We start from the raw sequence: 12,577 nt of genomic DNA on the forward strand, positions 1-12,577 counted from the left end.
AAAAAGTTATGAATTATCTGGAAGGATGGAAAGAGGCGGGGGAGGTGTACATACCGCCGCTGAAGAACAAAGGGTTTGAAGAGGATATTATCCTGCGCAAAAAGATAGAACCGGTGCAGGGTGGCGTACGTCTCATTGACAGGGAGGAAGAACAGCCTTCGTACTCAGGCAGCGAGCCGACCGTATTCGTAGCACAGACATCGAGGGCGTATCTGAAACGGCTGAAGGATGGAGAGACGACGGAACTGATTGGACGGGAAACCGTGATAGGAAAAGAAGCAGATTCTGACTACATCATAAAAGACAATCCAACCGTGAGCAGGCACCATGCCCGGATTACGGCTTCGGCAGACGGATATTTTCTCGAAGACCTTGGGTCATCCAACCACACATATGTAGACGGCAGTGAAATCGGGCAGCCGGTGAAGCTTATGGACGGTATGCTGTTTATGCTGTCGGATGAAGAATTTCAGTTCAGCATAGAGATGGGGCAGGAATAAGATGGGTATTACAGAACTACTTTCAGATACATATATCATAAGAGAGAAACTGGGAGAAGGCAGCGGCGGTATCGTATACCGGGCCTATCACAAACGGCTGAAAAAGGAAGTTGTCATAAAGCGTATGCGGACCCGGAGCGTGTCCGTGCTCGTGAACAGGCAGGAAGTGGATATCCTGAAGAACCTGCATCACTCCTATCTGCCGCAGGTGCTTGACTTTCTCACGATAGACGGAGAGGTCTATACGGTGATGAGCTATATACCGGGCAAGTCGCTGCAGCAGCTTCTGAAGGACGGCTATCATTTTACGCAGAATGAACTGATCAGGTGGGGCATGCAGCTGTGCAGCGCCTTGAACTATCTGCACAGCCAGAAACCGCCCATTATCCACAGCGATATCAAACCGGCAAATATCATGCTGACGCCGGAGGGGAACATCTGCCTGATCGACTTCAACATATCCTTTTTCATGGATGAGAATACGGTGCTTGGATATACCGACGGATATACGTCCCCCGAGCAGTATATCATCGCTCTGGACAGTGAATCGGTCCACAGCCTGCCGCAATATTCCAGTATTGACGAAAAGACAGATATCTATAGTGTGGGAGCGACGTTCTACCATCTTGCCTCGGGGAAGAAGACGAAGGACTATAAGGATCCGATAGACATGGAGCTTCTTACAAGAAAGACGGGAGAAGCATTTGCAAAGGTCATTGAGAAAGCGATGCAGATAGATCCTGATGACCGGTTCGACAGCGCTTTTGAAATGTTCCAGTCATTTAAGAGCATTACAAAGCAGGACGCCAGATACCGGGCGCTTCTGCGAAGGCAGAGGGGAATGAGAGCCGGAATCGTCGTGCTGCTGGCAGGCTTCATCGTGCTTGGAGGCTATGGCATCCATACCATAAAGGTGGAGAGGACAGCGGCTTACAATGAACTGGTAGCACAGCAGAAAGAGGAGCGGCTGTCCCGTGATTATGAGAAAGCAGAGGATACATATAAGAGGGCGGTAAAGATACTGCCCGGAGCGCTCGAGAGCTATTACCAGAATGCATATGCACTGTATGATCAGCAGAAATACAGCGAATGTATCGAATTTATTGAATACGATGTTCTTGAAAATGAGAAGATAGACACGCTGAAAAAGCGGATGGCGGATATCTATTACCTGAAAGCAGAAAGCCACTTCCAGCTCGGAGAGTATGGAAAAGCGGTGCAGGCGTATGAACAGCTGTTCAAGCTCGGCGGATATGACGGCGGATATTACAGAGACTATGCTGTCGCGCTTGCATATAACGGTTCGGAAGGAAAAGCGCGGGATGTACTGGATGAGGCGGTGGAGTATGGATTGAAAGAAGATTCTGTCTACTATGCTAAGGGTGAAATCAATAAATCGCTGAACGAGCTTGCAGGCGCGGCAAACGATTTCCAGCAGTGTATCAGCCTGACGGAAGACATGGGCCTTAAGAGCAGGGCCTACGTGATGCTCAGTGAGATATATGAGATGCAGGGACAGGACGTGAAGCAGCGGGATATTCTGGCAGAGGCAAGAACTGCCGTGCCGGCGGAATACAGGATGGTCATACTGGAGCGGCTTGCACAGGCAGACATTGATCTGGCAGAAGCCGGACAGTCCAGATACAGATCCGAGGCTGTCGAAGTCTTGAACGAGGTCATCAGCCTCGGATGGGAGACATATGACACGTATGACAATCTTGCCATACTGTACGAAAAGCAGGGGGAGCTTGACAAAGCGGCGGATACCCTTGCGGCTATGACCCGGCTGTACGGGGAGGACTACAATATCTATAAACGCTATGCATTCCTGGAAGTGGACCGGCAGGAGATGAAGGACAATACGGCACGTGACTACAAGGCGTTTGCCGGGTACTATGAGAAGGCGGAACAACTGTATTACGCGCAGCTTGCGGGCAATGACACGGACGCGGAGATGCAGCTTCTGGAACAGGTATATGCACAGGTGAAGTCAGGAGGATGGCTATAATGGGAATAACGGCAGGCTGGATCATCACTGCAGTCAGCGCGGCCGGCATCATCGGCTGTATCGCGGCACTGGCTGCCAGCAGGAAGGTATTTGACAGACAGAGGAAGAAGCTGCTCGACGAGATAGAGACCGAGTAAGAGGGAGGAAAAAGATGAAAGAGAAACTGAAGTACGTAGTGGGTGTATTGCTCGCCTGCTCGCTCATTGCCGGCTTTATGCCGCTTATCGGGGTGGGGGCGATGAAATTGTCGGTAATGGATATCTTAAAAATCGGGGCCGGTAACTACGGCGATACAGAGCTGGTAAGAGAAGTGATGGAATTGTTTAAAGAGTATCTGAGGCCGAGCGTCATCACGGTCATCATACTCATCGTCCTCATCCTGGCGGGAGCGTTCCTGACGGTGGTGCTTGATGCGTCAAAGGCATATATGGCAGCCATAGCAGGCGGGGTGGTCAACAATATTCTTGTCATCATTCTGGGCGTGACGGTAAAGGGCAAGATGGACGAAGTGGAAAATGCATTCAGCTTTTTTGGACTGAGCAGCGGCATTCATTTCCACATATCTACGATAGTGCTGTGGATGATACTTTATGCTGCTGTCTTCGGGCTGTCCGTTTTTGGGATGGTAATGAAGAACGGGGACAAGCCGGTTGGAAAGCCTCAGGATATTATGCCGGAGAGCTTCAGTGACAGGACGAACCCGTGGGATTCTCCCCAGGACCCGAAAAAGCAGGCTTATCTGGATCGCATCGGACAGCTGGAACGGGAGAGGGAGGCGGCGAAAAAGGCTGCCCCGCCTGTGAGGGAACAGACGGCCGCAGAGGACTTCCACGGCGCGATAGGAGGACGGAGCGGCAGATACGATTCAAAGGTATATCCGCTTCGGAAGAGAGTGCAGGTATTCATATCCAGGGACGGTACGGAGGTATATATAGCTGCAGAAAAAAATGCAAATGCCGCCGCCGGCGTATACTATGTGGCAGAGTATGAGGAATACTGTGTAGAGCCTTATGAGAAGAACAGCTTCTTCCTCTTGAGCGGACAGCCGCTTGGAGCGGGCAGGCGCTATTATCTCCCGCGGGGGACCGAAGTGTACATAGGAGACAGAAGCCACGCATTTGTGCTGGCTTAGAGGAAAGGCAGGAAAAGGATATGTATTGCCGAAAATGTGGCAGCCCTAATGAGGAAGGGGCGCGCTTCTGTGCCAAATGCGGGGTGGAAATAGAGCCTCCGCAGGTGCAGGAAGACAAGGTAAAGAAAGTAAAAAAGATCAGACTGTGGGCAGGAGCGGCAGTCATTCTTCTGGCAGCCGCCGTTCTGGCCGGCTACTTTGCGATGAAAAACGTAGATGCGAAGGGCGAGTATGAAGAATATATGGCGAAAGCGGACAAATACCTGGAAACGCTGGACTATGAGAAAGCCGAGACGGAATATCTGAAAGCGATTGCCATAGACCCCAGGCAGGAGGAGCCATACATGAAGCTTGCCGAGTTGTATGAGGCGAACGGGGAACCGGAGAAGGCGGAAAGCATCCTTGCGAAAGCAGATAAGAAAGTACCGGAAAAGAACCGTAAGAAGCTGGAACAGAAAAAGGAAGAGGCAAAGCAGAACACGGAACAGAAAGAGAATTACAAGGCCACGTGGGAGAGCGAACCTCAGATTGAAGCGGATGCCATCTATTATCTGGCGGAGAGCGACTACTATGAGAAGCCGGCAAATGAGCTGAAACGCCAGCTCCTCTCTCCATATGCCGTGATACAGACAGAAGAGGGCAAAGGGCTAGTCGGAATAGATGGCGAGATGGAAGGCGGCCTGGAGTATAAGGAGATACATACCTACGTAGGACAGTATCTGCTGGAACGGTCGGAGCCTGTGTACGATGATGAGATGCAGAACGAATGGACGATGTACCGGATAAGTGAGGACACGGATGGAATAGAGCCGGCATGGGGGCTTGGCGATGGGGCTCCGATGGATATCTTCTACGAATGTGATGGAGAGCTTATAAGTGTGCTTGATAATAGCAGCAGCTTTTATGAAGCACGTAAGGACATGCCGGAAGGGGCATTTCCGGTCCGGCACTACGAGGAGCCATATTCAGATAGCACAATAGGAAATAGCCTCTATGAATGGATGGAAACAGGCGGCCGGTATGCGGTTTACAACGATGGCGAGCCGGTTACGGACTTTATATATGAAGAGTGCGGCACGGCATCTTCTGGCCTGCTGGCCGTAAAGAAGGACGGCAGATGGGGATACGTGGATGAAAGCGGCAAGGAAGTGATTCCGGCAGAGTTCGATGCGTCCTGGCATTATTATTCGACACCGGAATCCTATGGTGAAGAGTACGAAGACTACTGCTATGCCGCAACGGAGGGCTACGTCGTGCTCTGCAAAGAAGGCAAGTGGGAGATGCGTGATACCTCCGGTGAGACTGTCATACCTTCCGGGATATACGAGGAGCTTCTGCCTGTATACGAAGGAAAGTGCTGGGCCAAGAAAGACGGCAGATGGGGCGTTCTAAAGATATACGAATGGAAGGAAGAGGAGACGCAGGAGAATGTCGATGAGGCAGACGCACAGGAAAGCGGGGAAGCAGACAGTGCATATACGGTCTACGAGAGCGGGCCGGTAGAACTGACCGGTACCATCCAGTATGAAAAGGGGATGCACCCGAACGGGGAGGAGCTGGACGTCCTGCTGCTGAAACTGGATACCCCTGCAGGCTTCCGTGTCGGTGGGGGAGCGGAGGAAGAGACGACTTATGATAACTGTACAGATATACAGATTTTTAATCCAATAAGCGATATGGATGAATCATGGAATGGAAAGCATGTAAAGGTAACGGGGCAACTGCGCGGAGATGCGCATACGGCGTATTATTTCCGCAATTATGTTATTGATAGTGCCAACATCAGCGAGATAAGATAAGGAGAGTGGAACATATGAGCGATAACGACAAGACAGTATTTGTAAATTATGAGAAGGGAGGACAGGAACCGGAGCTGGAGCGGGCGTACATGGAACTAGGAAAGGCGTATTACGAAGGACGTTTTGAAGATCCGCTGCCGGAACTTCTGCCGCTGTTCAATAAGATTACGAGGCTTAAGAAAGAAAGCGAGAAAGATGAGAATACATGCCCCCATTGCGGGAGCGAACTGAAGCCGGGCTCGCTGTTCTGTGCACAGTGCGGGCAGAGGGTATAGGGATGAGATATTGTGATAATACGGTAGTAAGAAACGGCTCATTTTGTTACAGTGAGGAGGATCAATGATATGCGGTGTCAGAAATGTGGAACACCTGTAGGAAAGGACGACCTTTTCTGCCCGGAGTGCGGCAGCAGGGTGGAGCAGAAATCAAATACAAAAGTAATTGTCATCGCGGCGGTCATCATGGCAGCCATCGTGGCAGGAATCATCTTCTGGGTCATGTGGGGAAGCGGGAGCAAGGACGGCGACAGCGGCAGGAATGAGACGAAGTCGGCGGATACAAAGGAAAAAGGCAGCGGTGACGAGGCGAAAAAGAAAAAGTCCAAAGGAGAGACCGAAGCAGGCACGGTAAAAGAACCGGCGGAAACAAAGCCCGAGAGCACAGGCTATATTCTGCCCGAAAGCGATGCCCGCTATCTGTCGGAAGCGGACATAGCAAGCCTGTCCCTAAAAGACCTGAACTATGCCAAGAACGAGATATATGCGAGACACGGGCGCAAGTTCAAGTCCAATGAGCTGCAGCAGTATTTTGACAGCCAGAGCTGGTATACCGGACAGTATGATCCGGACGACTTCGACGCCAATTACAGCCAGAGCGTGCTGAATGATTATGAGAAGAAGAATGCGGAGCTGCTGCGCAAGAAGGAGTTCTCTATCAATTCCGGCGGCTATCCGCTGGACCAGTGACGACAGGTGAGGGGATATGAAGAAGAAAAGAATCTATGTCATCATGACGCTTGTACTGCTGCTGGCAGTCGGGGCGGCAGCCATCATATATGTCTCAAAGAGTCCGTTTGACACAAAGAAAAGCCCGGTTTCCAATACGGTGAGAGAGGGTGCAGCTGAAAAGATGACAAAAGTGGACGGTGAAAAGCTCGTGCCGGATACGGCTGAGCCAAAAGGAATCAAGATAGCCATAGATCCGGGACACCAGGGACCTCACGTGGACATGAGCGCCCAGGAAGAGAATGCGCCCGGCTCTGGCGTGATGAAGCAGAAGGCGACATCGGGGACGACCGGTACTTATACCGGACTGGGAGAATACGAACTGAACCTTAACGTTGCCCTGAAGGTAAGGGACAGACTGGAGCAGCTCGGGTATGAAGTCATAATGGCACGGGAGGATAACGATACGGCTGTCAGCAACAAAGAAAGAGCACTGATGGCCAATGAAGCCGGAGCCGACGCGTGCGTCAGAATCCATGCCAACGGCAGCGAAAGCCCGTCGAGCGAGGGCGCGCTCTGCCTTGTCATGTCGCAGGACAATCCGTATGTGGGACATCTATACGGGGAAAGCAGCAGGCTGGCGGAAGCGGTCTTGTCGTCTTACTGTGAGGCGACGGGATTCTCGAATCAGGGCATCCAGGCAAATGATACGATGACCGGGCTCAACTGGAGCGAGATACCGGTGATGATCCTCGAGATGGGATTTATGACGAACGAGCATGACGATACGATGATGGCAGACGCGGCTTTCCAGGAAAAGATGGCAGACGGCATCGTGGCAGGCATAGAGAATTATTTTGCACAGTGACGAAGGGGACGGGAGGTAAGGAGTGTGGGAATGAAAAAAGGCGCGCTTGCAGTTCTGCTCTGTGCGGTTCTTTGCATGACCGCTTGCGGAGGCGGAGATGAAAGTGGAGATAAGAAGGCGGAAGAAGACGCCAGGACCAAGAAAAAGAACCTGGTCATTACGACGGAAGAGAAAGCCCCAGGTAAGCAGGGCGATGCAGGAACCGGACAGACACAGGATCCGCAGGTGCAGGACATACAGGCACAGGTGGACGGCCTGGTGTCGGGGCTTACCGGAGGCGGCGAGTGGGCGGTGTATGTATACGGGCTTGATACGGGCAGGGAAGCGTCGGTCCATAATAAGCCGATGCAGTCGGCCAGCCTCATCAAGCTCTTTATAGCAGGGGCAGCGTATGAACAGAAAGAAAGGTTAGATGCGCAGAGCGGCGCGCAGGACACGGAGGCTCTGCTTAGGGCGATGATAACCGTAAGCGACAATGACGCGGCAAATACGCTTGTGAAGCGGCTCGGGAATGGAGACGCCATTGCCGGGATGCAGGCGGTCAATGCGTTTGCGGCGGCCCACGGGTATGCAGAGACTCATATGGGGCGCCTTATGCTGGACTTTGACGCAAAAGACGACAACTATACGTCTGTGAAAGACTGCGGCGCGATTCTTCAGCATTTATACCACCAGGAGCTGGCAGGCGCGGAACAGATTATCGGATATATGAAGGAGCAGACACGGACGGAAAAGATTCCCGCAGGTGTCCCTGCGGGAATCGTCACGGCCAATAAGACAGGCGAGCTGGACACGGTGGAAAATGACGCCGCCCTCGTCTGGGGTGAACGGGAGCCCTATATCATCTGTGTCATGTCGGAAGGTCTGGCAGATGCGGCGGCAGCAAGAACAGGCATACAAAAGCTCTCGTCCGGGCTGTATGAACTTATGCGGTAGACAGCCATACAAGGTGGTACGCACGGAAGGACGCAGGTGTCATACGACCCGGTGGATTGGCTCGTTTCCCTTCAAGACATTGACGACTTCCTCTGCAGCTTTCTGCTGCAGAGCGTGTATTGCCGTCTCGCTGTACCAGGCGCTGTGCGGGGTGGCGATGACATTGTCCATCTGAAGGAGAGGGTGGTCCGGACGTACAGGCTCTTCTTCGAACACATCGACGCCCGCTCCGGCAATCTTCTTTTCCTTTAATGCATCTATCAATGCCTGTTCATCTATGATGCCCCCCCTTGCTGTGTTTATGAGGAAAGCGGAGGCTTTCATCTTATCTATCTCATCTTTTCCGATAAGGTGGAACGTATCCTTCGTAAGCGGGCAGTGGACAGAGATATAATCGCTCGTCTTCAGCAAGTGCTCTAAAGAGATGAGGTCTACGGACAGTTGGCCGGCCGTTTCCGGTCTGGCATAGGGATCATATGCATGTACCTGCAGTCCGAAGGCCTGCATTTTTTTTGCGACCATCTGGGGAATCCGCCCGAAACCGATGAGCCCGAGCGTACATTCTGAAAGTCTTTTGAGGGGAATTACGCTCGTATAGCCCCAGTCGCCGGATTTCAGCGCTCCGGCGAGGACGGGAAGCTTCCTGGCGAGCGACAGCATCATGGCGCAGGCGTGGTCGGACACTTCTGATACCCCGTAATCCGGCACGTTGCATACGTAGATGCCTTTTGCGGCCGCGGCCCCGCAGTCGATATTATTTACCCCAATGCCGTATTTGATTATCAGCTTGCAATGCTCCATACGTTCGATGACGGCGGATGTGATTGAAGAATACTGGGTAATGACAGCATCGGCATCTTTTGTGACCGGTATGAGCTCTTCTGGTTTTTTAAGCTGATAGTCGTACAGTTCAAATCCTGCACCTTCTATAAGTTTACGCTCTGTATCTATATTTTTATATTCATAATCTGTGATGACTACTTTCATGTTGCTTTCCTCCTTATAACAGCTGCATTTTTTCTGCCACGAGATATGCCCCTAGCGCTGACGCGGAAAAGCCCCGGTCAGGTTCAAAAATGGTCACATGTTCAAATAAATTTTCCGCACGGAGGATATCCCTCAATGCCAGATTCATCGGAGCCTTGCCGCTGATTATCACGTGCGTATCTGCGGGGAGGCTCAGTGCCTGAGAGTTCGTTATGGCAGTGATGTCCCCCTGCAGCACGGCTCCCAGAATGTAGTTCGCTATCTTGGATGGAGTCCTTTCCCTGAAAAGGCTTAGTATACGCCCGGAGAAACAGGCTCTTCCAAGGCCGACCCTTTTCGCGTTGTCATAGCCGAGAAGCAGCCAGTCCCTGTCGTAGTCGCCGCTCTTTACATAGCTTCGTCCGACAGACTTCGCGATAATCGTGTCGTTTGTGACAGATGCCAGCAGTTCACCGGAGATAGAGGTGAGACAACCGGTGATTCTGCCGTCTTTGTCCACGGACACGAACTTATTGTGGGAACCCGGGAGGATAAGGAGCATCGGATGGCCTTCGTGACATTTATGGATGATGGCAAGGCTCTCTACTTCCTCCCCTCTCATAATATCCATGGATTCGTAGTCATCGAAGCTTACATTGCCATCTGCATTCTTGATTCCCGGTATAAAGTGGATTGGTACCGGGCAGACGTCGGAGAGAAGGATCTCTTTCGTGGCCGATGCAATCTCCTCAAGGCCTGCCGGCGCGGTCAGGTGAGGCACCTCCACGATGCCTACGTCAGAAGTTATCATACCGCTTGCTATGACATGGCGGACATCGCGGTATGTAAGGGAGTTGCCGTCCAGAAGCTGTTCCAGACATTCCTTAACTGCATGTTTTAGTTTTTGTTATTGCCGTCTATGGCCGTGTTGCGGACGCCGATTTCCCTTCTGGCCTCATCGACACGGAGCCTGCGGTCATCCCACAGGATGCACCGGGTATTGGTCGTGCCGCCGTCAATGGTAATGGTAAATGTGCTCATATTATTCTTTTCCTTTCACAGTTAGATTTAATATAAGCATTCGTTTTTTCATTCAATCAAAGCGTTTGTCAAAGTTTATATTTCTTAAAGGTGTTCCTCGTATCCTGCAGCCTTGGGAGCATTTCATTCGCGTTCGCGATACTTATCATAGAAAATAATGCATCAATCAGGCAGAACTGGGATACTCTCGAGTTGAGCGCGTCAGTCAGAATGTTCCGCTCCTCGCTGACGGTACTTAATATGACCTGTGACAGTCTGGCGATGGAGGAACCGGGCGCCCCGGTGATGAGGATAGCCGGTATTCTGCGCTGGTACGCCATCTCGATCTGCTTGTACAGATCCGCAGTCTCACCGGACTGCGAGACGCACAGGATGACGTCGCCCGGACGCGGATGGGTTAAGATGGCGGCGTTCATATGTGCGTCCGGATTGCAGACACAATTCAGCCCGAGCTCCGTAAGCCTGAAAAAGGCGTACTGGCAGATGGAAGCGGAAGCGCCGTGGCCAAGGATGATAATCCGGTTTGCGGCTGAGAGCAGCTTTTGGGCGTCCATGCATTCTTCGGCGGCAATATCCGCGTTTTTGCTGAGAGACGACATAGCACCTAAAAAAACCTTTTTCTTGATTTCGGTCGGTTCGTCATCCAGCGTGATGTCGCTTTCCGAGTGATAAAAGGTTCTGCCTACGAGCTCCTGCGCCAGCTTGATTTTAAAAGACTTGAATCCGTCAAAGCCGAGAAGCCGGTAGAACTTTACGACGGAAGCCTCGCTTTTCAGGCTCGTGTGGCTTATGAGGTCGGTGATAGACTTATTTACCACTTCCGACGGATTCTTAAGAATATAGTCGGCCAGCTGCTTCTGCCCCTTTGTAAGCTGCGGATATAAGTCGCTGATCTTCGCCAGCGTGGGATAATGGTTGTTGTCTATATGCATATGTAACCTCCTTTTCCGTTATTTCTTACTACAAATATAACATAACGATATTTAAATTTCAAACTGAAAATAATAAAATTTTTTTATTAACTTAAGCATTATGCATATAAAATGACATGTTAAATAATGGAAAATAGACAAATTTACAAAAAGATATTGACAAAAAAATAAAAAAATTATATTTTATAATCATAAAGCATTTGTCGTATCATTCAATCAAAACAAAAAATTCAAGGAGGAAGACATTATGAAAAAATGGAAGATGCAAATGAAAAAAGCGGCGTCACTGCTTCTCGTCGGTGCGATGGTATTATCGCTGGCGGCTTGCGGCAGCAAAGGTTCGGATGGCAAATCGGACAAGGAAGATAAGAAAGCAGACAAAAAGGCAGAGCAGGAAGGCCAGGATTTTACGAAGGACGTGTTGAAAGACCTTGCATTGAAGGAAGACGGAACGCCGATTAAGGCGGCGATTACTGTTGCCGAGCTGGACAGCGAATATATCATCGCGGTACAGAAGTATATGCAGTACATACTGGAAGAGGCCGGGGCAGACGTCACGGTGAGCAGCGCGGACGGAGACGCTGAGAACCAGTGCAACCAGATATACGACTTTATCGAAAAAGGCGTAGAAGTCGTGCTCATCCAGGCAGCCGACAGCAACGCCGTGGCACCGGCAATCAAGGCATGTAACGATGCAGGAGTAAAAGTCATCGCGGTAAACAGGACTATCTACGGCGACTGCAAAGTTGACTACAGCGTACTGATAGACGACAAGGCGATGGGCGAGATGTGTGCCAAATATATCGCGGACAACGCCTCCGGAAAAGGCACGAAAGTGACGACCATGCAGGGGACGCTCGGAACTGCAACCGCAGATGACCGGGCCGAAGGATTTCATGCAGGCGTCCAGGCAAACGGGCTTGACAATATCAGGGACAATCCGTGTGACTGGTCTTCTGAGACAGCTATGGCAGCTATGAACGATGTGCTGACGACAGACTCTGATGTGGGCGCGGTATTCCTGCACAGCGACTGTATGCTGGCTGGTGTCGTATCTGCCCTTACGCAGTCCGACAAGATGAAGAATGTAGGGGAAGACGGCCATGTCATGATCGTATCAATTGACGGAGCCGCATCTGCCCTGGACTATATCCGCCAGGATGTGCTGGACATGACAGTAGACAATTCTCCACTTGCTATGGCTACGATAGCGGCCAAAGCAGTATTGACGAAAGTAGTCAAAGGCGAAGACCTGGGCGGCAATGTAATCACGGTAGACGCGACGGTCATTACGAAAGACAATGTGGATGACGCCGCGTTCTGGGGCAACTTCAATGTCGACGACGGATACTGGAGCGAGACGGCAAGTGTCTGGGATCAGTACACGATTGAATAGGCTTCTCATAACAAAGAGGGTGTTGCAATATACACCCTCTGACAATTCTATAATC

14 protein-coding genes are annotated in these 12,577 nt (G+C 51.1%); 10 read left to right on the forward strand and 4 right to left on the reverse strand.

All coding sequences use genetic code 11. The annotated features are described in order from the left end of the window. Positions 1–8 precede the first annotated feature (8 nt). From HMPREF0980_RS14275 to HMPREF0980_RS14310, 9 genes are all read left to right on the forward strand, one after another. Positions 9–500, forward strand: coding sequence for an FHA domain-containing protein (locus HMPREF0980_RS14275; RefSeq protein ID WP_049729780.1), 492 nt, complete (start codon positions 9–11; stop codon positions 498–500). A 1-nt stretch (position 501) separates the two neighbouring features. Beyond that, entirely contained in the window at positions 502–2,508 is a 2,007-nt protein-coding gene (locus HMPREF0980_RS14280; protein ID WP_049729781.1) for a serine/threonine-protein kinase, read from the forward strand. Further along, the gene (locus tag HMPREF0980_RS18955) at positions 2,508–2,645 is read left to right on the forward strand and encodes a hypothetical protein (RefSeq protein ID WP_157039372.1); all 138 of its coding nucleotides are present in this window, start codon (positions 2,508–2,510) and stop codon (positions 2,643–2,645) included. The genes HMPREF0980_RS14280 and HMPREF0980_RS18955 overlap by 1 nt, the downstream gene beginning before the upstream one ends. A gap of 14 nt (positions 2,646–2,659) precedes the next feature. Then, on the forward strand, positions 2,660–3,640 hold the full coding sequence (locus tag HMPREF0980_RS14285; RefSeq protein ID WP_049729782.1) for a hypothetical protein: 981 nt from the start codon (positions 2,660–2,662) through the stop codon (positions 3,638–3,640). A 20-nt stretch (positions 3,641–3,660) separates the two neighbouring features. Further along, the gene (locus HMPREF0980_RS14290; RefSeq protein WP_049729783.1) at positions 3,661–5,439 is read left to right on the forward strand and encodes a WG repeat-containing protein; all 1,779 of its coding nucleotides are present in this window, start codon (positions 3,661–3,663) and stop codon (positions 5,437–5,439) included. A 14-nt stretch (positions 5,440–5,453) separates the two neighbouring features. Then, the gene (locus HMPREF0980_RS14295; RefSeq protein ID WP_049729784.1) at positions 5,454–5,714 is read left to right on the forward strand and encodes a zinc ribbon domain-containing protein; all 261 of its coding nucleotides are present in this window, start codon (positions 5,454–5,456) and stop codon (positions 5,712–5,714) included. A gap of 69 nt (positions 5,715–5,783) precedes the next feature. Next, positions 5,784–6,404 carry a YARHG domain-containing protein gene (locus tag HMPREF0980_RS14300; RefSeq protein WP_049729785.1) on the forward strand — a complete coding sequence of 207 codons (621 nt, stop codon included), beginning with the start codon at positions 5,784–5,786 and terminating at the stop codon, positions 6,402–6,404. A gap of 16 nt (positions 6,405–6,420) precedes the next feature. After that, positions 6,421–7,251: an N-acetylmuramoyl-L-alanine amidase family protein gene (locus HMPREF0980_RS14305; RefSeq protein WP_049729786.1), complete on the forward strand. Its 831-nt coding sequence runs from the start codon at positions 6,421–6,423 to the stop codon at positions 7,249–7,251. A gap of 30 nt (positions 7,252–7,281) precedes the next feature. Further along, positions 7,282–8,187 (forward strand): serine hydrolase, encoded by a 906-nt coding sequence (locus HMPREF0980_RS14310; protein ID WP_049729787.1) that lies wholly within the window; start codon positions 7,282–7,284, stop codon positions 8,185–8,187. 39 nt (positions 8,188–8,226) lie between these two features. On the opposite strand, the gene HMPREF0980_RS14315 is transcribed toward HMPREF0980_RS14310, so the two are convergent. The 4 genes from HMPREF0980_RS14315 to HMPREF0980_RS14325 all read right to left on the reverse strand — a co-directional run bounded on the left by HMPREF0980_RS14315 (position 8,227) and on the right by HMPREF0980_RS14325 (position 11,126). Further along, the gene (locus HMPREF0980_RS14315) at positions 8,227–9,174 is read right to left on the reverse strand and encodes a C-terminal binding protein (protein ID WP_049729788.1); all 948 of its coding nucleotides are present in this window, start codon (positions 9,172–9,174) and stop codon (positions 8,227–8,229) included. Positions 9,175–9,187: 13 nt separating this feature from the next. Next, the gene (locus tag HMPREF0980_RS14320; RefSeq protein WP_330375932.1) at positions 9,188–10,030 is read right to left on the reverse strand and encodes a 2-dehydro-3-deoxygalactonokinase; all 843 of its coding nucleotides are present in this window, start codon (positions 10,028–10,030) and stop codon (positions 9,188–9,190) included. 20 nt (positions 10,031–10,050) lie between these two features. Further along, the gene (locus HMPREF0980_RS19495) at positions 10,051–10,194 is read right to left on the reverse strand and encodes a hypothetical protein (protein ID WP_242847414.1); all 144 of its coding nucleotides are present in this window, start codon (positions 10,192–10,194) and stop codon (positions 10,051–10,053) included. 68 nt (positions 10,195–10,262) lie between these two features. Beyond that, positions 10,263–11,126: a MurR/RpiR family transcriptional regulator gene (locus HMPREF0980_RS14325; protein WP_049729789.1), complete on the reverse strand. Its 864-nt coding sequence runs from the start codon at positions 11,124–11,126 to the stop codon at positions 10,263–10,265. Between the two features lie 247 nt (positions 11,127–11,373). On the opposite strand from HMPREF0980_RS14325, the gene HMPREF0980_RS14330 reads away from it, so the two are divergent. Next, the gene (locus HMPREF0980_RS14330) at positions 11,374–12,522 is read left to right on the forward strand and encodes a sugar ABC transporter substrate-binding protein (protein WP_049729790.1); all 1,149 of its coding nucleotides are present in this window, start codon (positions 11,374–11,376) and stop codon (positions 12,520–12,522) included. Positions 12,523–12,577: the final 55 nt, after the last annotated feature.

Source organism: Dorea sp. D27, from assembly GCF_001185345.1.
Lineage (GTDB): Bacteria > Bacillota > Clostridia > Lachnospirales > Lachnospiraceae > Extibacter.

Coding starts and splice junctions, on each gene's coding strand:
- HMPREF0980_RS14275 (WP_049729780.1), top strand. CDS start 9: ATGAATTATCTGGAAGGATGGAAAGAGGCGGGGGAGGTGTACATACCG.
- HMPREF0980_RS14280 (WP_049729781.1), top strand. CDS start 502: ATGGGTATTACAGAACTACTTTCAGATACATATATCATAAGAGAGAAA.
- HMPREF0980_RS18955 (WP_157039372.1), top strand. CDS start 2,508: ATGGGAATAACGGCAGGCTGGATCATCACTGCAGTCAGCGCGGCCGGC.
- HMPREF0980_RS14285 (WP_049729782.1), top strand. CDS start 2,660: ATGAAAGAGAAACTGAAGTACGTAGTGGGTGTATTGCTCGCCTGCTCG.
- HMPREF0980_RS14290 (WP_049729783.1), top strand. CDS start 3,661: ATGTATTGCCGAAAATGTGGCAGCCCTAATGAGGAAGGGGCGCGCTTC.
- HMPREF0980_RS14295 (WP_049729784.1), top strand. CDS start 5,454: ATGAGCGATAACGACAAGACAGTATTTGTAAATTATGAGAAGGGAGGA.
- HMPREF0980_RS14300 (WP_049729785.1), top strand. CDS start 5,784: ATGCGGTGTCAGAAATGTGGAACACCTGTAGGAAAGGACGACCTTTTC.
- HMPREF0980_RS14305 (WP_049729786.1), top strand. CDS start 6,421: ATGAAGAAGAAAAGAATCTATGTCATCATGACGCTTGTACTGCTGCTG.
- HMPREF0980_RS14310 (WP_049729787.1), top strand. CDS start 7,282: ATGAAAAAAGGCGCGCTTGCAGTTCTGCTCTGTGCGGTTCTTTGCATG.
- HMPREF0980_RS14315 (WP_049729788.1), bottom strand. CDS start 9,174: ATGAAAGTAGTCATCACAGATTATGAATATAAAAATATAGATACAGAG.
- HMPREF0980_RS19495 (WP_242847414.1), bottom strand. CDS start 10,194: ATGAGCACATTTACCATTACCATTGACGGCGGCACGACCAATACCCGG.
- HMPREF0980_RS14325 (WP_049729789.1), bottom strand. CDS start 11,126: ATGCATATAGACAACAACCATTATCCCACGCTGGCGAAGATCAGCGAC.
- HMPREF0980_RS14330 (WP_049729790.1), top strand. CDS start 11,374: ATGAAAAAATGGAAGATGCAAATGAAAAAAGCGGCGTCACTGCTTCTC.